Origin of the sequence: Pedobacter sp. ISL-64 (assembly GCF_018613605.1) — a bacterium.
Taxonomy (GTDB): Bacteria; Bacteroidota; Bacteroidia; order Sphingobacteriales; family Sphingobacteriaceae; genus Pedobacter.
In genome coordinates this window covers 269,287-288,562 of sequence record NZ_JAGGPU010000002.1, presented here as the reverse complement: position 1 = coordinate 288,562, position 19,276 = coordinate 269,287, and the positions used below count along the sequence as shown (strand labels likewise).

General features: G+C 39.7%; 11 protein-coding genes. All 11 read right to left on the bottom strand.

Going from position 1 to position 19,276, the window contains the following annotated elements:
- Window positions 1-15: 15 nt before the first annotated feature.
- Window positions 16-3,294 carry a SusC/RagA family TonB-linked outer membrane protein gene (locus tag J7E57_RS03785; RefSeq protein WP_251029786.1) on the bottom strand — a complete coding sequence of 1,093 codons (3,279 nt, stop codon included), beginning with the start codon at window positions 3,292-3,294 and terminating at the stop codon, window positions 16-18.
- Between the two features lie 186 nt (window positions 3,295-3,480).
- Window positions 3,481-4,548, bottom strand: coding sequence for a FecR family protein (locus tag J7E57_RS03780; RefSeq protein WP_215125272.1), 1,068 nt, complete (start codon window positions 4,546-4,548; stop codon window positions 3,481-3,483).
- Window positions 4,549-5,363: 815 nt separating this feature from the next.
- Window positions 5,364-5,918: an RNA polymerase sigma factor gene (locus J7E57_RS03775; RefSeq protein ID WP_215125271.1), complete on the bottom strand. Its 555-nt coding sequence runs from the start codon at window positions 5,916-5,918 to the stop codon at window positions 5,364-5,366.
- Window positions 5,919-6,075: 157 nt separating this feature from the next.
- Window positions 6,076-8,010, bottom strand: a complete 1,935-nt coding sequence (locus tag J7E57_RS03770; RefSeq protein WP_215125270.1) for an alpha-amylase family glycosyl hydrolase — start codon at window positions 8,008-8,010, stop codon at window positions 6,076-6,078.
- Window positions 8,011-8,128: 118 nt separating this feature from the next.
- Window positions 8,129-9,505, bottom strand: coding sequence for an MFS transporter (locus J7E57_RS03765; protein WP_215125269.1), 1,377 nt, complete (start codon window positions 9,503-9,505; stop codon window positions 8,129-8,131).
- 103 nt (window positions 9,506-9,608) lie between these two features.
- Window positions 9,609-11,453, bottom strand: a complete 1,845-nt coding sequence (locus J7E57_RS03760; protein ID WP_215125268.1) for an alpha-amylase family protein — start codon at window positions 11,451-11,453, stop codon at window positions 9,609-9,611.
- Window positions 11,450-13,768, bottom strand: a complete 2,319-nt coding sequence (locus J7E57_RS03755) for a glycoside hydrolase family 65 protein (protein WP_215125267.1) — start codon at window positions 13,766-13,768, stop codon at window positions 11,450-11,452. The genes J7E57_RS03760 and J7E57_RS03755 overlap by 4 nt, the downstream gene beginning before the upstream one ends.
- A 100-nt stretch (window positions 13,769-13,868) precedes the next feature.
- Window positions 13,869-14,567, bottom strand: a complete 699-nt coding sequence (pgmB, locus tag J7E57_RS03750; protein WP_215125266.1) for a beta-phosphoglucomutase — start codon at window positions 14,565-14,567, stop codon at window positions 13,869-13,871.
- A gap of 92 nt (window positions 14,568-14,659) precedes the next feature.
- Window positions 14,660-16,576, bottom strand: a complete 1,917-nt coding sequence (locus J7E57_RS03745) for a glycoside hydrolase family 13 protein (protein ID WP_215125265.1) — start codon at window positions 16,574-16,576, stop codon at window positions 14,660-14,662.
- Window positions 16,577-16,639: 63 nt separating this feature from the next.
- Entirely contained in the window at window positions 16,640-17,656 is a 1,017-nt protein-coding gene (locus tag J7E57_RS03740) for a SusE domain-containing protein (protein WP_215125264.1), read from the bottom strand.
- A 20-nt stretch (window positions 17,657-17,676) separates the two neighbouring features.
- Window positions 17,677-19,266 carry a RagB/SusD family nutrient uptake outer membrane protein gene (locus tag J7E57_RS03735; protein WP_215125263.1) on the bottom strand — a complete coding sequence of 530 codons (1,590 nt, stop codon included), beginning with the start codon at window positions 19,264-19,266 and terminating at the stop codon, window positions 17,677-17,679.
- Window positions 19,267-19,276: the final 10 nt, after the last annotated feature.

Sequence of the window (19,276 nt, the reverse complement as noted above, 5' to 3'; positions counted from 1 at the left end):
TCTGTCTGTTTAAAATTAAAGCTTCACACTAAGGTTTACGCCAAATGTTCTAACCGGCGGCACACCACCTAGTTCCAATCCTGGAAAAGTAGCATTGTAACTGGATTCGGGGTCGATGTTATCCGTCTTTTTCATCAGGATAAATAAATTGCGACCGACAAAACTTACATTTAAACCATGTATTTTGTTCTTGAACATTTTGGCTGGAAAGTTATAACCTAAGGTCATCTGTCTGAGCTTTATGAAACTAGCATCTTGTACAAATTTATTTGAAACATTATCTGCTGAAAGCTGATAGTAAGTTGCTGCGGTATTGCCCAAACCCTCACGATTTTCCAGTGTAGCTTGATGCAAACCAAACACGTAGCCATAATAATCAGTAGCAGAGAATACTTTTCCTCCCCATTTGCCATCAATCAAAAATGATAATGTTGCACCTTTATAATTAAACTCGTTGTTCCAACCGGCAAACCATTTATTGTAAGCAGAGCCGTATGCAACAAGATCGCCACGTTGAGGTGCACCGTTTGCACCAAGCATGACTTTTCCTGCTGCATCATATTTATAATCGTACGCCATTACCTGAGAGGCGGCTTTGCCTGGTATGTTCTGTAAAAAGCCAACACCAGGGCGTGAGGTTGCGATAAGGTTTGAGGTTACACCATCAGCAAGAGAAATTACTTTATTATCGTTGTAAGATCCGTTTAAAGATGATGTCCACACAAAATCTTTACTTTTTAACACCTGTCCAGATAGCAATAATTCAACACCTTTGTTTTCGATCTTACCAGAATTTAAAACGGCTCCACTATAGCCAGTTGATGTCGATGTAGTAACAAAGGTGATTTCATCTTTAGAGGTTTTTTTATACCAGGTAAGATCGAGGTTCAAGCGATCTCCTAAAAAACGCATTTCGGTACCAACTTCCAATTCGGTTGCTTTTGATGCTTTTAATGCCAAATTTGGAATATTTACATTAGAAATAGTGCCTAACGGCAAACCATTTAACACTTCACTCCTTAAACTGTAAGTTAATAAAGTTTGATAAGGATCTGTTGCCTGACCAACAACTGCGTAGCCAGCTCTCACTTTACCAAAAGTTAAGAAAGATGGTTTCCAAAGTTCGGAGAAAACAAATGAGCCACTAACCGACGGGTAAAATACACTCAATTTATTGTCTTTACCTGGTGTTGCCAACGTAGAGAACCAATCGGTACGACCACTTCCTGTTAAATAAAAAATGTCTTTATAGGCAAGTTCTAAAGTACCATATACAGATTGGGTTTCGGCTACGGATGCTACATATGCCACAGATTTATTCTTGGCATTTAGAATATTATAAACACCGAAAACTGCAAAATCAGCCCCACTGTTTGTTGTCTGATTAACGTTTGTTCTACGATAACTCGCTCCAACATTCGGTGTAACAGCAAAATCTTCATCTATTTTAAAAGGTTTGCCTACTAAAACATCCACATTTACATCGGCAAACTTAGTTGCCTGTTCTACAATTTTACCGGGTGCATAATAAGCGGTACCTGATGGCACCACGTTTTTATAGCCGTCGGTATAGGCGTCACGTCCGGCACGCCCCTGTAAAAACAGCCCACTATCAAAAGTATATTTAGCACTGAACGAACTGATTAAACGGTCGCGTTTGGTATCGTTTACAAACTCGTTTGCAGCGAACCAAGGATTGGTTGCATAAGCATTGCCTTTATTGTATTGGATTTCATTGCCATTTGCGTCTTTCCATGGCTTAAGATCATTTACACTTACGCTTGTTGGTAAAAAAGCAACATTATAATTGGCATTACCTGCACCATCAGAAACCATTGGCCTGTTTTTCGCCTGCTCTAGAATGTAATTCATGCGGGCATCGATAGTTAAGCGTTTAACCGGACTAAAAGTACCTGTAAAATTAAAAGACTGCCTGTTTAAACCTGAATTTGGAACAACCGAATTATTATGAACATCGTTAGCTGATAAGCGGATGGTACCGCCATCAAAACTTTTGTTCAATGCCAGAGTATTAGACCACGTACCTCCAGTACGGTAAAAATCTTCGATGTTGTTTTTCTGTGCAGTATAAGGTCTGGAAACACCATCAAACTGGATTACATTAGATCCATCTAATTTTGCTCCCCAGCTGGAACCACCCACCTGTGCCGCTGCAGCGGCATCAACGGGCTTTACACCATTGGCTCCTTGTCCGTAAACATATTGCCAGTTGGTTCTGTCCATAACCTGTTCTGCTACATAATTACTATTAAATTCTATGCTGTTTCCCTTTCCACTTTTTGTGGTAATTAAAATTACACCTGCTTTTGCACGATAGCCATACAACGCCGATGCTGCCGCACCTTTAAGCACCGAAATACTTTCAATATCATCAGGATTTAAGTTCCCAACAGCATCTCCTAAATCTGGAGCATTATCGTATTGGCCGCCTGAGTTACCATTGCCATTGAGATTATTTAAACCCACCGGTTTATTCTCCATCGGCACTCCATTAATTACATATAAGGGTTGATTAGTTTGACTTAAACTAGAAACACCGCGGATGGTTACACTGGTTGCTGCTCCCGCACCACCAGAGGTAGAGCTAATATCGAGACCGGCCACTTTACCAACCAAAGAGTTGGCCACATTATTTTCCCTTGCTTGGGTTAGCGTTTCACCACTAACTTGTGTAACCGAGTATCCTAAGGCCCTTCTTTCTTTTTTGATACCCAAAGCAGTAACCACCACATCAGTAAGTTGTTTGGTATCTTCTGATAATACGATATCGATATTGGTCTGAGAGCCGATGGCAATTTCCCTGGTTTGAAAACCAGCATAAGAAATTACCAGAATAGCATTTTCAGGCGCATTTAATGCAAATTTACCGTTCACATCGGTAGAAGTACCAATGCCTGTTCCTTTAACCCTAACACTTGCACCAGGTAAAACCCCTCCAAGGGCATCTTTAACGGTTCCCGAAATCGGGACTTCTTTATTTTTGCTAATCACAATCAAGCCACCATCCGAAACAGAATATTTCAGGTTAGTTCTGTTTAAAATGGCTGCCAATACATCTGTTACCAAAGTATTGGTTACAGTAATGCTTACATCCTTGTTTACCGGAACGTAAGAAGAGCTGTAAACAAAATGGTAACTGCTTTGCTGCTCAATAATCTGTAATACCCTGGCCAGCTTTGTTTTCTTAACATCCAAAGAAATTTTTTCCTGAGAAAAAACCGATGCCGAAACATTAAGACAGGTAATGAAAACCATAATACAGGCTAGTTTCATTAGCATAATGAATTTTAGAAGCGCTTTATATTTTGGGCGCCCTTGCAGTAAGTAATAATAAATCATATTTTTGTTTTTTTGGTTGCATAAAGTTCTTGGCAGCAATCTGTTTGCGCATAAACTGCCATTAATTAATCAAAAGAGAAATTGTTAAGGGCGGTGCTCCAACACCGTCCTTTTTTCTTTCTATTTCGAGATGGTTACCTGTTTTCCTTTTATCTCATATTTAAAATTATTTTCAGTGTCTTTTAAAGCTTGTAAAACCTGTTCGATACTTTCGTTTGTTATGGTCGCTGTAAAGCGGTATTTTTCTATTGAAGGATCTGTAAATCTGATTTCTACGTTATACCATTTTTCTAAAACATTCCTAATCTCATCAAAATCCTGATCGTATATTTCGATCCGGTTCTGCGTCCAGGCGGTTTCTACAATGGTGCTGTCTTTAATCTTTGTGTAATGGTTAATGGTAATTTCGGGCTGTAAAGCAGTAGGTTTAAGCAATTTGCTTTTTTGTTGCGGGGCAACGCTCTTATAAAAAGTAACTTTCTGACTTGGTTTTAAAGTAATGGTTCCGCCATTTCCATTTACGGCTTCCATGGTAATTAAGCCACGGATTAAAGTTGCTTCTGAAGTTGTTTCATCGGGATATGCTTTCACATTAAAAGCGGTGCCCAGTACATTGATGTTAAAATCGGCTGTGTGCACTTTAAAAGGTTTATTTTTATCATGAGCCACATCAAAAAAAGCTTCGCCCCTTAGGGTAACCTCTCTGAACTGATCGTTAAAACCTTTGGTTACAGATAAAGAACTTTTTGCGTTTAATAATACAGATGTTCCATCCTGAAGTTTAATTTTTTTACGCTCACCACTTTTTGTGGTAAAGGTGTAAACCTCCGCTACAGCATTTTTTGTTTTGTTATACTTATAGTATGTGTTATAAACCAATACTGAGCCAAGCACTAAAACTAATGCCGCAGCTATTTTAAGCCATAAATAACGGTTCAGTTTAACTACTTTTTCTGCCGGAAACATACTTTCCTTCAGGCTTTCTGTTTGTTTGTTTAATGGGCGTTTATTCCCGCTCAATATCACATAAAGTTTTTTTGCTTCTGCAATTACTGCAGCCTGCTCGGGGTGGGCATTAATGTACTTCTCCCAATATCCAATGCAAAGCTTATCTGTTCCAGCACAATACTGCTGAAAAGTACTATCGACAAGAAAATCTTCTGCATTGAATTTACTTCTATCAACCATTCTAATTTGCCTTTTATATATCAGTGCCCAAAAGCTTTACTTTTTCCTAAGAAAATTTTAACTTTTTTTTAACATAGCGGAATATGTGCCCTGAATGAGGACATAACGAAGAAATTTAATTTGCAGGAATGCAGATTAAGAAATACAAAGGAGTTGATTCGCTGAAGGTTCAAGCAGTTTTTATGTTTTTTTTGGAAAGCAATTGCAGAAGCATTTGGGTTTGATAGTCCTGCTATCCGTTTTATTTCATATCGCTCCTATCAGGTTTAGGTGGCCGAGGCTGTATTACTATTGAAGGTTGCAGGGGAGCAGAAGGATTAAACACCAAGAACCACACACCCAGTTCCCTAAACCCGGTAGTAACGGAAATCCTTTTTATTGCTTAAAAACCATATTTAACTATAACGTTTATTTGCAATAAAAAGATTGGAGTGCATAACGGGACTACAGCACCTACGGAGACAGGAATGCTCGTTTTCAAAATATAAAATCCACTATCTCAAACTGGCAGACTGTGAGGATAGAAAGGCTTCAGAAGTTTTAAGTATTAATTTTTTAGGCGTTTTAACACGCTATCCGCTGTATCTTTTGGCTTTCCTTTACGGGCTCAGGATGACACCAAAAGGATGCCGCTCCTATCGTTAACGCAGATACATCGCGGGCAACTTCAAAAGTCTAAAAGGGATAAGGGTAAGAATGACTTTGGAAGTTTAAGCGGAAGGCCATTTTTTCTCCCGCTATGGTCAAAATGAAGAGCGAAAAGATTTACGAAGTCACCCTCCTCCTCTACCCGAGGCTAGACTTCGTAAATAATATTACGCATTAAATTCTTTCCTTAGGATTTTAAGCGCGTCGTAGATGGTATTATATGCCGTTTTTATGGTTTGGTTGCTCTGCTCGGCAATCTGTTCGTAGCTTAGTCCGTCAAAAAATTTCAAATGGATCAACTGTTTTTGACGGAAGGTTAATTTTTCTAGCGCATTTTTGAGCTGATGTTGCACCAGTTCGTCGCTTTGTACCTTAACAATAAACTCTTCGTAGCTCATTTCCATCCAATCGCCATCGGCCCCTGCATTAAAAAGTGCATCGTTAATTTTACGCTTTCTTTCTAATATTCTGAGCAGTTTGCGTTTAAGGAAGGTACGCAGATAGGCTTCAACATTATCAACACGGGTTAGGCTTTCGTGTTTCTCCCAAATGGTGGTAAAAACAAGGTCGGTAGCTTCACTTGAAGTATCGGCATCGGCACAAACCCTGATCCCGAAATTTACGAGCGGGTAGTAAAGTGCCGTATAGAGGTCAAAAAACGCATCTTTATCGCCAACCCGTAACCGTTCCCATAATAAGTGATGCGCTAGTTTACTGTTCATTAACCTGTTAGTTGTTATCGCAATATTAACTAAAAACAACAAGATTATTAGGTACCAATTGAGAAACCTCGCAGGTTTTCAAACGGCGCAGCCTTCAATGAGGCCGTTAAAAAACAATATGAAATACGAATTAAACCTGCGAGGTTTGAAACTGAAATTATTTTAAAACCGTTTTACTGAAAATGTGATATTCTCCAGGCGCTAAAGTTTGAGTATAAGTATTCGATGAAAGATTAATATTGCTTCCAACCACATCAACCCAAGTGCCTGATGAACCAAAATCAATATTAGCTGCCTGGCTCACCACATCAAAATTACCCACCACCATAACAGTGTTAGCACCTTCGGTTAGCTTAATGTATTTGATTCCACCAGCAAGGTTATAGCTTGAGTTAGGTGAGTTAAAAATGCTGTTATTTTTTTTCAATCGGATGAATTTAGCGTAAGCATCGTACAAAGCTTTACGGTTCGGATCTGCGTAATAATCCCATTTAATCGGTTTTTCACCTGTTCTTCCATTAAAATCGATGCTGATATCATAGCCCAATTCCCCAAACTGCCAGATCATTTTTGGTCCGGGGATACTAAATAAAAATGCGGCTATTAATTCTTCTCTTTTTAATGAAGTGGATAAATTTCCTTTAATTACATAACTACCTGAAGCATTTCCATAGGTAATATTCTTAAAATTTAATCGCTCTTCGTCGTGACTTTCGCTATATCCAACCAAGTTCTCTGACTTTGCAAACCCATGATTGACATAAAAACCCCATTGAAAATTAGAATTATCTAACCAGCCCATGGTTGCTTCGTTCATATTGTAATTCATGTTGTTCCAAAGCATCATACCCTCATCAGCCAAAACTTTCTCTTCAGCTTCCTCAGCAAAGTGCTCCAAAATCACATAAAAATTAGGATCTAAACTTTTGATGAAACCATTATAGTCTTTCCAAATTGCAATCCGCCCGGCATCGTACAATCTAAACTGGTCATCACTAGTTGACGATTTCTGTGTAAATCCTTTCGACAGATCGAAACGGAAACCATCAATTTTATATTGCTGCATCCAAAATTTCATCACATCTTTCGAGAACTTTTTAGTAGCCAAACTTTCATGGTTAAAATCATACCCCACATTAAATGGATGTTTTGCATCAACATTAAACCATGGACTAGCACTGGTTGGCTTAGCGCCATCAAAATACAATTGCACCATTGGTGATTGGCCGAAAGAATGATTCAACACCATATCTAAAATCACAGCAATGCCATGGCCATGGCATTCATCTATAAAATTCTGCAAAGCTGTTTTAGTACCATAATATTTGTCGGGTGCAAAATAAAACGAGGGGTTATAACCCCAGCTTAAATTCCCTTCAAATTCGTTTACCGGCATTAACTCAATTGCGTTTATACCCAAACCGATCAGATAATCGAGTTTAGCCAGTGTTGAGGCGTAGTTATGATCGGTGGTAAAATCGCGGACGAGCAATTCGTAAATGACCAGGTTATCTTTAGCCGGGCGGGAAAAACTGGTGTTTTTCCAGGCGTAAGTTGGCTGATTGGCCTGCATTACACTCACAATCCCTGTTGTTTTACCGGTTGGATAGGCTTTTAAATTTGGATACGTTGCTGCAGTAATGTATTTATCATTATCGGGATCGAGTATTTTCTCACAATAAGGATCGGCAACTTTTAAGTTTCCATCTACATAAAACTGGTAGGCATATTCTGTATTGGGGTTTAAATTATCTACCTGAATCCACCAATAACTCCCATCTGGTGTATTTTTCATGGCTAGCGTTGTGGTAGACCAATCGTTAAATTCGCCAATTAGCGAGACTGATTTTTTACCTGGTGCATATAATGTTACTATCACCGATGTTCCGTTGTTGATAAATACCACGCCATCTCTCGCCCCGGCAGGTAAAGCAGCTGTTTGATTTGTTGGCGTTGGTTCTAGGCTAACATCTGTAGATGCTTTTTTACAAGCGCTATTAAACGCTACTATCAATAGAAACAGATAGAGGATGGTTTTTGCTTTTTTCGTTTCGTGCAGACACGAACCAAGGCAGTAAATATTTTTTTTCATTTGGTTAGGGATTTTATTAATTCCAGGTACAGTTTACCTTCTCGGTCTGTGTCCCCACAGACCGAAATGTTGTTAGTGGTCTGTGGGGACACAGACCACGGAATAAACCATGGATTTATTACACCGATCTATTTTCTTCTACCCCGAGTTTCGCCGCTAAAACCTCGTCTGTTTTCTTAGGTTCGCGGATAAACAAATAGCAGATTACAGCGGCTAAAACCATTAATCCACCACCCAATTGAACAGCTAGAAGTCTATCGTTATTTAATACATTGCGCATTAGCCAACCGAAACCTAAGGAGGCAATAATTTCTGGCAGTACGATAAAAAAGTTGAAGATGCCCATGTAGATCCCGATTTTATCTTTGGGCAGAGAACCGCTCAGCATGGCATAGGGCATAGAAAGTATACTGGCCCAGGCAATCCCCACACCAGTCATGCATAAATACAGCATATTTTTATCGTGCACCCAGGCTACGCTGATTAAACCAATGGCTCCACAGATCAAACAAAGGGCATGTGTGGTTTTACGGCCCAACGCATCGGCAATTTTTGGCAGCACTAGTGCGAAAAGAAAAGTAATAACGCTATAATAAGCAAGGGTTAAACTTCCAAAATCTGCACCGTGGGCATAAACTGGATCGGCAGCATCTTTTCCACCAAAAACATTCACGGCAACGGCTGTGGTATAATAAAACCACATTAAAAACAAGCCTGGCCACGTAAAAAACTGTACCAAAGAAACAATCTGCATTCTTTTAGGCATATTCCTTAAGGCATGAAAAATTTCTCTTGCACCACCACCAAAACCTTTATTGCTTTCTTTTACTTTTTCTTTAAAATCTACATCCTGAGGTGGGTATTCTTTAGTGGTAAAAACCGTCCACAATACTGCGGCAAAAAAGAAAAAAGCACCGATATAAAAAGAAAACTTTACATTTTCAGGAATACTCCCCTGCTCTGCAGTATTGGTTAAGTGGAATACGTTGTTCATAATCCATGGCAATGCTGATGCTACACTTCCTCCTAAACCGATCATCATACTCTGCATAATAAAACCTCGGTTAACCTGGCTATCGGGTAATTTATCGGTAACAAAAGCACGGAAAGGTTCCATGGCAATGTTTCCAAAAACATCTAAAACCCAAAGCAATCCGGCCGCCATCCACAATACACTGCTATGTGGCATAAAAATTAATGCAATACTACTTACAATGGCCCCGATCATAAAATAAGGTCTTCTTCTACCCCATTTTGGGTGCCAGGTACGGTCGCTCAGGTAACCAATAATAGGTTGTACCAATAAGCCGGTTAAGGGCGCCGCCAAAAACAATAATGGAACCTGATCGGGATTGGCGCCAAGGTTTTCGTAAATACGGCCCATGTTTGCGCGCTGTAAATCCCAACCGAACTGAATCCCAAAAAAACCAACGCTCATGTTGATGATCTGTACGAGTGTTAATTTCGGGTTTTCGAATACTGTTTTTAAGCTCATTGTATTTGGTTTAGTTTTTAACCGCAAAGCGGAAATTGAAATCAGATCTCTGCTTACTTTGCGAAGCACTTAGCGTTCTTTGCGGTTAATTCATTTTTTTATCTTAAAATTCAATCACCTGTGCGTTAACAGGCGTAACGGTTACGGGTATGCTTGTTCCTCCCGGGATATTTAATTTTCTGTTTGTTAACAGGTCTGTAACCGGAGATGAATGTTTAACTTTTAAAATCTGATCAGGGATTTCGATATTGGCGGTTAAAGTTTCTGTCCGATCAAAATTGGCCACTACCAATAAACGCTGTTTGCCCGAGTAACGGATAAACGCATACATGCGGTTATTCATATTACCAATAATCGGCACCTCATAAATCCCGCCATTAATTATCGCATCACTCGTTGAGGTAACTTTTAATAACTGTTGATAATAAGCGCGTAATTTCTGCTCGTTTTCACTTAATTGTTTACCATCAAAAGCGCCATTATTCATCCATTTCTGGTGGCTTGGAACGCCCCAATAATCAAAAATAGTTGTTCTGTTGTCGTCGCCGCCAAATCCTTCTTGACCTTTTCCAGGTTCGCCAACTTCCTGACCGAAATAAAGCATCACCGGACCTGCACCTAGTGTTGCCGAAACAACCATTGCAGGTAAAGCCAGTTCAGCTTTACCTGCAAATCCGGCAGATGCAATGCGTTCTTCATCGTGGTTTTCTAAAAAGCGCAACATGTGTTTGCCAAAACCGGCACTCTCTACCTGCCACACGTGTTTAATTGCAGCTACATCTGCAGTTGGTTCATTTCTGATCAGTTTCTTAAGTCCATCATACAAACCCACTTTATCATAAAGGTAATCGAATTTACCTTCATCTAAATATTGTTTGTACACTTTTGGATTGTAGGCTTCGCCCAGAAAAATTAAATCAGGATTAACTTTTTTCACCTGTGGAATTACCCAGTTCCAGAAAGCAATAGGCACCATTTCGGCCATATCACACCTAAAACCATCCACCCCTTTATTGGTCCAATAAGTTAAAATATCACGCATTTTTAGCCAAACCGGCGGAATGGGATCGAAATACTGCTTTTCGCCATTCTGATAATCTACGCCATAATTCAGCTTAATGGTTTCATACCAGTCGTCATATTTAGGCTGTGCAGAAAATACATTGTTACCGGTAGCTTTTGCAGGGTTTTCATTAAACTTACCATCCTGTAAAATAGAAATAGGTGTTTGCTTTGCACCACTTGTTGGCACTGCAAATGGCTGACCAGGGTTATAATAAAAATCGTTTCTGGCACTAAAAGCTTTGGTTACATCATCCTGGACACCAAAATCGATTATATTTTTTTGTTTTGCATAAGAGTGGTAACTTCTGGCTACGTGATTGGGCACAAAATCGATCAGCACTTTTAAGTTTTTGGCATGTGTTCTTTTCACCAGTGCTTCAAACTCCTTCATCCTGTTTTTAACATCAACAGCCAGATCTGGATCTACATCGTAATAATCGCGGATGGCGTAAGGCGAACCCGCTCTACCCTTTACCACATCGGCATCATCAGGTTTAATCCCATAGGCAGCATAATCGGTTAAACTTGCGTGGGCAAGTGCACCTGTGTACCAAACATAATTAACACTGAGCTCTTTTATACCATCTAAAGCTTTATCGGTAATATCATTAAACTTACCTGAACCATTTTGTTCGATGGTACCGTAAGGTATATTTGTGCTGTTTTTATTCCCAAATAAGCGGGGCAATAACTGATAAATAACGATCTGTTTATCGTTCATTTTTGTACGCTGTTTTTGTGCAAAGGATGGTGATGAAATAAGTAAAAAGAAAATTGCCACAATATAGGCTACCGCATTAAGATTGCTTCGTTCCTCGCAATGACGATCAGTCGAGGCAAATCTCCATCCGTTTTCCATTTTATATTTTACCTCTACAATCATACCAACGTTGCGTTATTTACTTCAATTTCGGTATTTCCGGCCAATTTATAAAACTGGTTTCTGATACCGATTTCTAAATCAATGGCTGCATTGTTTTTGATGCTGATAGCGTTCTCGGTAATATTAATCTTTAAGGTAGCCCCTCTAAAGCCGATGGTAAAAGAAAAAGATTTCCATTTGCCTGGCAAGAAAGGATTAAACTGCAATTTACCATCACGCACACGCATGCCCGCAAAACCTTCTACTACACTCATCCAGGTTCCTGCCATCGAAGTGATGTGTAAACCATCTTCGGTATCGTTGTTATAATCATCCAGATCTAAACGGGCGGTACGCAAGTAGAATTCGTATGCACGGGCTTCATCATTTAATTTTGCCGCTAAAATACTGTGCACACAAGGCGACAATGAACTTTCGTGTACGGTACGTGGCTCATAAAAATCGAAGTTGCGTTTCAATGTATCCAGATCGTAATCTTCTTCAAAGAAATATAATCCCTGTAAAACGTCGGCCTGTTTAATGAAACACGAGCGCAAAATCCTGTCCCAGCTCCATTTTTGATTAATTGGACGTTCGCTGGCAGGAAGATCTTTCACCAAAGTTTGTTCTTTATCTAAAAATCCATCCTGTTGCAAGAAAATGCCCAGTTTTTCATCGTGTGGATAATACATTTTCTCGATGATATCGGCCCAGTCGGTAAATTCCTTTTGATCGAAATTTAAGCTTTTTAACAGACTGTTGTATTTTTCAGGCTGCTGCGTTTTCACGATTCCGGCAGCTTCGGTTGCATATTTCATACACCAGGCAGCCAAAATATTGGTGTACCAGTTGTTGTTTACATTGTTCTCATATTCGTTTGGTCCGGTTACCCCAAGCATTACATATTGCTGTTTATCGTTGCTCCAGTTAACGCGTTGTTTCCAGAAACGGGCAATACCGATCAACACTTCTAAACCAAAGTCAGACAGGTAGCTTTCATCACCAGTATAGCGGATGTAATTGAAAATGGCAAAAGCGATGGCGCCATTACGGTGGATTTCTTCAAAGGTAATTTCCCATTCGTTGTGGCATTCCTCACCGTTCATTGTTACCATAGGATACAATGCTGCACCGTCTTTAAAACCTAATTTTGCTGCATTTTCAATCGCTTTACCCAATTGCTTATGGCGATAAACTAACAGGTTTTTGCTCACTTCCTGTGGAGCAGTTGCCAGATAAAACGGCACACAATAAGCTTCTGTATCCCAATAGGTTGAGCCACCGTATTTTTCGCCCGTAAAACCCTTCGGACCAATGTTCAATCGGTCATCTTTACCTGTATAAGTTTGAAAAAGCTGAAAAATATTGAAACGGATAGCCTGTTGAGCCGAAACATCACCTTCGATAATGATGTCGCTTTCTTCCCACTTGCTCGCCCAGGCTTCAGTTTGTTCTTTTAACAAGGTATCGAATCCTTTATCAGATGCTTTGGCAATTACCGATTTTGTTTCTTTTAAAAGTGATTCTTTCGGGTAATTTTCTGAAGATAAATTCGCTGCGATTTTAACCAAAGTGATCTCTTCGTTCGCTTTTACCTCAAGAAAAAAAGTTTGTCCCACAAATTTCTCTTTGCGGACAGCCTCAGGGTTGATGTCTAATTTCTCCGCATTTTTATACAGTTCAATATTACTCCCGGTACAAACCTCAAATTCAGTTTTCTTAGTTCTTAATTTAATGTAAGCTTCTGTTCCAGAAATTTCATCTGCAATTTTATCCCAGAATTTTTCGTCATAATTACTGTCCTGATTTTTAACATCGCCATCAATAAAGGGCATTAATGTTAATTTACCATCGAAATTTAATGGCGTAATGCTATAACGGATGGCACCAACTTCATCATCAGCAATGCTGCAAAAGCGGGTCGATTTAACTTTTAGGGTTTTACCGCTTTTTAATTTTGCCGTGAAGGTACGCTCCAGGTATCCGGCATGCATATTCAACACACGTTTAAAATCGCTTACCTCAGCAGTTGCCAGATCAAGGATTTCATCATCTATTTTTACTTCTATACCTACCCAGTTAGCCGCGTTCAATACTTTTGCAAAATATTCCGGATACCCGTTTTTCCACCATCCCACACGGGTTTTATCCGGATAATAAACACCTGCAACGTAATTCCCAGGTAAAGTATCTCCAGTATAAGTTTCTTCAAAGTTGGCGCGCTGGCCCATACGGCCATTACCCAAGCTGAAAATACTTTCCGAAATTTTATTTAAATGTGGATCAAAGCCTTCTTCGATAATATTCCACTCATCTGCTTTAATGTAATTTTTCATATTTAGTATCAAGTAGCGAGTAACTAGTATCAAGTAATTAGAATCGGGTATCAAGATAAATTTACTACTTGATACTTACTACTTAATACTTGCTACTCCTTTACAATTCTTCTAGGTCTTTAACTGTTAATTTGTCTAATCCGCTTACCACCACATCTGCTTGACTAAGCACACTTTTTTCACCAATGCCGATGGCTTTCATTCCACCTCTTTTTGCGGCTTCTACACCGGCAACAGCATCTTCAAAAACCACGCATTCATCAGGTGCAAAACCTAAAAGTTCGGCCCCTTTTAAAAATACTTCCGGATCAGGTTTTGATTTGGTTACCATGTTTCCATCAACTATTTCATCGAAGAAATGAGCAAGGTCTGTCTTCTCTAAAATAATCCCCGAGTTTTTACTTGCCGAGCCCAAGGCCAATTTGTAACCGGCCTTGTGAATCGCTGTTAAGAAATCAACCGTTCCGGGCAAAACTTCGGCCGGTGTCATTTTAGTAATCATATCTACATACCAGCTATTTTTTAAACTGGCGAGTTCTTCTCTTTCTGCATCGGTTTTATCTACTCCACCCCAGGTAAGAATCTTATTTAAACTTTCTACGCGACTAACGCCTTTCAACTGTTCGTTCTGTTCTTCTGTAAAATCGAAACCCATGGTATTGGCCAAACGTTTCCAGGCTTTATAATGGTAAACTGCAGTATCTACAAGTACGCCATCAAGATCAAAAAGACAGGCCTTGATTGAGGCGGAAGGTGTAAGGTTGAAGGTAGAAGGTTCTGTATGATTATTATCTTGCATCTTTATTATAATTTTTTGTAGTGAGTATCAGGTTTCAAGACAGCTTATTTTTGGCAAATAGCAATTACCTTCCGCCTTAAACCTTCGACCTTTTACCTTAACTCCAACACCAACGTTGTTTTAGCGGGCACTTTGATGTTTTGAAAACTGATATTTTCGTCGGTAATTACATTTTTAGCTGATGTAATTCCTTTTGTTCTTTCGGCAAAGCGATCGGTATTTAATGTTTTTTCTTTTTCAGTGTTGTTTACAATAACCATTACTGTCCCTTTTGGTTCTGCATTGTAGCGGAAATAAACATAAATATCATCTTGCGGAACAAACTGCATCAATTTACCCGTTTGTAATGCTGCGCTGTTTTTGCGGAAATTGGCCAATGTTTTAACAAAATTGAAAGCTTCATTTTCTTTGCCTGTACGGCCATCGGCTATAAATTTATCCTTTTTATCACCGTCCCAGCCACCGGGAAAATCGGAACGGATCAATCCATCAGGATTAGAAAAGTTTTTCATTAAAATTTCTGTTCCATAATACATCTCGGGAATGCCCCGCATGGTTAACAGGATACTCATTCCCATTTTGTATTTATCAAAATCTTCTCCAACCATCGAATAAAAGCGGCTCATATCGTGGTTGTCTAAAAAGATGCAGTTGGTATTTGGGTTTTTATAAAGAAAATCGTGCGCTAAGGTGGCATACAAACGGTTAATTCCGTCTACCCAACCATTTTTGCCGTTGATTCCTTCGTAAATCGCATCTTTTAAAGTGGCATCGGTAATCCCTTGCAAATGGGTATCAAAACCGCGGTTAACCGTATTGCCACCAGTAAAAAAGGCCTGGTTCGCCACAGCAGTTACCAGTGTTTCGCCAAAAACGGATAAATATGGAAATTCTGCCTGAACTTTTACAGCCCAATCGGCCATATAAACCGGATCGTTATATCCGTAAGTATCCAAGCGTAAACCATCAATACCGGCATATTCGATCCACCAGATGTGGTTTTGGGTCAGGTAATTCTGTACATAAAGATTGGTCTGGTTTAAATCGGGCATTGAAGGTACAAACCAACCATCTAACATCTGTTTACGATCTGCCGCAGCGGCGTGTACATCCATAACGGTCTGATCGCGGTAACTTGTTTGCGTATACTTTGGCCATTGGTTTAGCCAGCTTTTCATCGGTAAATCTTTATAAAACCAATGTTGGGTGCCAATGTGGTTATGTACAATATCTTTAATCACTTTTAATCCTTTGGCATGGGCAATCTCTACATACTTTTTATAAAGTGCATTTGTTCCATAACGTGGATCTATTTCATAATGATCGGTTACCGCATAGCCGTGGTAAGAAGCCTGTGGCATATCGTTTTCTACCTCTGGTGTCATCCAAACTGTAGTTACGCCTAAATCTTTCAGGTAATCGAGGTGGTTAATTACACCTTGTATATCGCCACCATGGCGGTAGTACATGCTATCGCGGTTTAATGCAGTTTCGGTTAAACCCTGAACCACATCGTTGCTTTTATCGCCGTTCGAAAAACGATCGGGCATAAGCAGGTAAATAAAATCTTTGTTGGTTACGCCCTGAATCCTGCCGGCACTTTTATCGCGGTTTTTTAATTCGTAAGTGTAACTGAATATTTTTTTCCCATTAACGGCAAAGTTAATGGGGAATTTGCCGGCTTTGGCTGCCGCAGCAATTGTTAAATCGAGAAATAAATAATTGGGATTTTCTACTTTATTTACCTTAATTAGCTTAACCCCTGGATAGGTTAAGGCCACGGTGGTATTGGCAATATTATCGCCATGCACCAGCAGTTGTAATTTAGGGTTGTGCATGCCTGTAAACCAGAACATTGGCTCTACCCGTTCCAGCTTTTGGGCAAATAGATTGTTTGTTAGAAAAACAACCAGTAGGGTAAAAATTGTTGTTACCCTTTTAAAAAAGGAAGTATTAGTATGATTATGAATTGGAAACCGATAATTTGGATGGGTATGAGATCTGTTCATGCTAAAACTTTAAAGATTTTAAAAAAGCCCCGCAGTATGTAACTGCAGGGCAGATAATAAGGATTAGTTTTTAACCATTGTAGCTTTTTTAGCGGCTACATCTAAAGTAATGGTATAAGTTCCGGGAACGGTTACTGCAATGTTATCGCCATTGTTGGTTAAAGCAGTTATGCTACCACCAAGATTAACTGTCCAATCGTGTTTGAACCTAAATTTCAATGCACCAGCAGTTAAGGTTGTTTTAACGGAGTAATTATTTGATTTTCCATCATTTACCACTTTCATGTCGGTATCATTGTTCCAGCCACCCAAAGTTGCGTCTCCAATAATCGACCATTCGTTCGGTGTTGAAAAAGCTATGGTTTTGGCATTTAAATCAACAGTTACCTGTTTTACTATGGCATCTGGCGATTTTAAGTTATCGCCTGCACTACTGCTGATTTTACCCGAACCAGCATCGCCATAAGCAATATCCCATTTTTTGGAAGGAGTGATTTTAAACTCCAGGTTTCCGGCGGTATAAGCAATCATTCCGGTATAAACGCCATTGCTTGATAGCGAAATTAAACTGTCAGCAGTAGCAGGATCCCATCCTTGATAAGCCCCTGGAACATAAATCCATGCTGAAGCCAAATAAGGCGTGGCGGTTAAAGTGATCACGTTTGAGTAAGTTAAATCGTTTACGGCTGCTCCCGATTTCAACCTTACTTCAATCTGGGCGGCAACGCCAACTTTTCCACCTAAAGCCAAAATCATGTTGTTGATTTCGGTTACGGTTGGTGCATAAGTTTTCGCGGTAACCACTACTTCTTTTGGAGCAGCAAAGTTAGTGCCCTTTAACGCGAACTGTAAGGTTGAGTTTACTGGCACCACATAACCTGATGACGTAGCCAGTGGATAGCTTAATGTTAATGCGGCCTGCGCACCATTTGCCTGTACCAAACTCAATGTATTGGTAGAAGCGGTAAGTGTGCCTGCTGCCCCAACAATTGAAACCGTTTGGGTTTCGTCTTTTTTACACGACCAAAGCGACAATGCTACAAAGCAAAAGGCCAAGGTTTTGAAAAATATTGATTTCATATCTTATTAAAATATTAAGATTAATAACCTGTGTTTTGAACCAGATTCGGATTGGCAATTAAATCTGCCGCCGGAATCGGATAAATGTTACGATAAGCTGGAATAGATGTTCCGGCTTTAACTCCGCCTTTAAATGGCCATAGGTAAGTACCACCGGTAAATTTACCATAACGCACTAAATCGGTACGGCGGTGGCCTTCCCAGTATAATTCGCGGGCACGTTCATCCAAATAAAAATCGACAGTTAATGCAGCTGGAGTCAGATTACCTGATGCATTGCCATAAGCACGTTGACGTAAGGCATTAACATATTCGAGCGCTTTCCCTGCATCACCACCTGAACCACCACGGGCAACTGCTTCGCCGTAAATTAAATACTGTTCGGCCAAGCGGAAAATGGCAAAATCCAAAGAGCTGAATGTTCCATTTAATGATGGAGGTATGGTGCTGGTACCAATGATGTTTTTAAATTTTGTAACACGCAATCCATCTGTAAATACGCCAATTTCATCAACTGTATTTTTTGCACCGAAGAAAGTACCGCGTTTATCTAAAGTTCCATTTGCATCTGGAAATAGCGCAGGTAAATTCTGACGGGTCCTGTTACCTCCCCAACCACCATTAGGTACGCCATAAGATGCTGTACCCATATCGGCATTAATACCTGCATTGATCAGGAATGTGGTGCCTCCATAATTGGTACCTGTTACTCCATCATAATTAATGGTTAAAATATTCTCGGTATTGTTAATGTTATTATCCGCTTTAAAAAGATCGGTATAATTGGATTTTAAGCTATAACCCGCAGCAATCACCTTGCTCGAGTAAGTAATGGCTTCTGTATATTTTGCAGTTCCGGTATAAACCTGCGCATTTAAATATAACCTGGCCAATAAAGCCCAATCAGCGCCTTTATCTGCACGGCCATATTCGTTGCTACGCGCATTGGCTAAATCGCCCTCAATTGCTTTCAGTTCTGATTCGATATAAGTAAAAAGGGCAGCCCTTTGGATCTGTTTTGGGGCTACTTTACCGATTTCATCATTTTCGGTAACAAAAGGAGGATTACCAAAGGCATCTAAAAGCACCCAATATTGATAAGCACGTAAAAAACGGGCTTCTGCACGATATCTGGTAATATCTGCAGCGTCGGTACCTGTAATGTTGCGTGAAGCCAATTTATCGGCTGTACTTTCTCGAAGAAATTCATTACAAACCGTAATCTGTAAAATACTTCTTGAGTATAATCCCCTTAAAAACTGGTTATCCACACTTGGTGTACCATAATCCAATTCCGGAATACCGGTATCTCCCCAGGCACAGATCGCCTCATCGGTTACCAACTCTTGTGAAGTCCAGAATAAACGTAGGAAATCTGCAAAACCCGAGTTCAATCCACCGATATCACTATTATCCGATCCTGTAGAACTGGTTAATGCATAAGCCGCATATAATTTAACCAAACCTTGTTTATACCCTGCCGGAGTAGCATAAACGGTTGCCGCAGTAACATCATTGGTGGGCAATACGTTTAAATCTCCTTTTTTGCATGAATTTAATGACAACAATAAAACACCTGATGCCAATATTATTTTAAATGAGTTTTTCATTTTTTGTCTC

What these genes read in the sequence shown, in the direction of transcription:
- J7E57_RS03785 (WP_251029786.1), bottom strand. Translation starts at nt 3,294, where the DNA reads ATGAAACTAGCCTGTATTATGGTTTTCATTACCTGTCTTAATGTTTCG.
- J7E57_RS03780 (WP_215125272.1), bottom strand. Translation starts at nt 4,548, where the DNA reads ATGGTTGATAGAAGTAAATTCAATGCAGAAGATTTTCTTGTCGATAGT.
- J7E57_RS03775 (WP_215125271.1), bottom strand. Translation starts at nt 5,918, where the DNA reads ATGAACAGTAAACTAGCGCATCACTTATTATGGGAACGGTTACGGGTT.
- J7E57_RS03770 (WP_215125270.1), bottom strand. Translation starts at nt 8,010, where the DNA reads ATGAAAAAAAATATTTACTGCCTTGGTTCGTGTCTGCACGAAACGAAA.
- J7E57_RS03765 (WP_215125269.1), bottom strand. Translation starts at nt 9,505, where the DNA reads ATGAGCTTAAAAACAGTATTCGAAAACCCGAAATTAACACTCGTACAG.
- J7E57_RS03760 (WP_215125268.1), bottom strand. Translation starts at nt 11,453, where the DNA reads ATGATTGTAGAGGTAAAATATAAAATGGAAAACGGATGGAGATTTGCC.
- J7E57_RS03755 (WP_215125267.1), bottom strand. Translation starts at nt 13,768, where the DNA reads ATGAAAAATTACATTAAAGCAGATGAGTGGAATATTATCGAAGAAGGC.
- pgmB (WP_215125266.1), bottom strand. Translation starts at nt 14,567, where the DNA reads ATGCAAGATAATAATCATACAGAACCTTCTACCTTCAACCTTACACCT.
- J7E57_RS03745 (WP_215125265.1), bottom strand. Translation starts at nt 16,576, where the DNA reads ATGAACAGATCTCATACCCATCCAAATTATCGGTTTCCAATTCATAAT.
- J7E57_RS03740 (WP_215125264.1), bottom strand. Translation starts at nt 17,656, where the DNA reads ATGAAATCAATATTTTTCAAAACCTTGGCCTTTTGCTTTGTAGCATTG.
- J7E57_RS03735 (WP_215125263.1), bottom strand. Translation starts at nt 19,266, where the DNA reads ATGAAAAACTCATTTAAAATAATATTGGCATCAGGTGTTTTATTGTTG.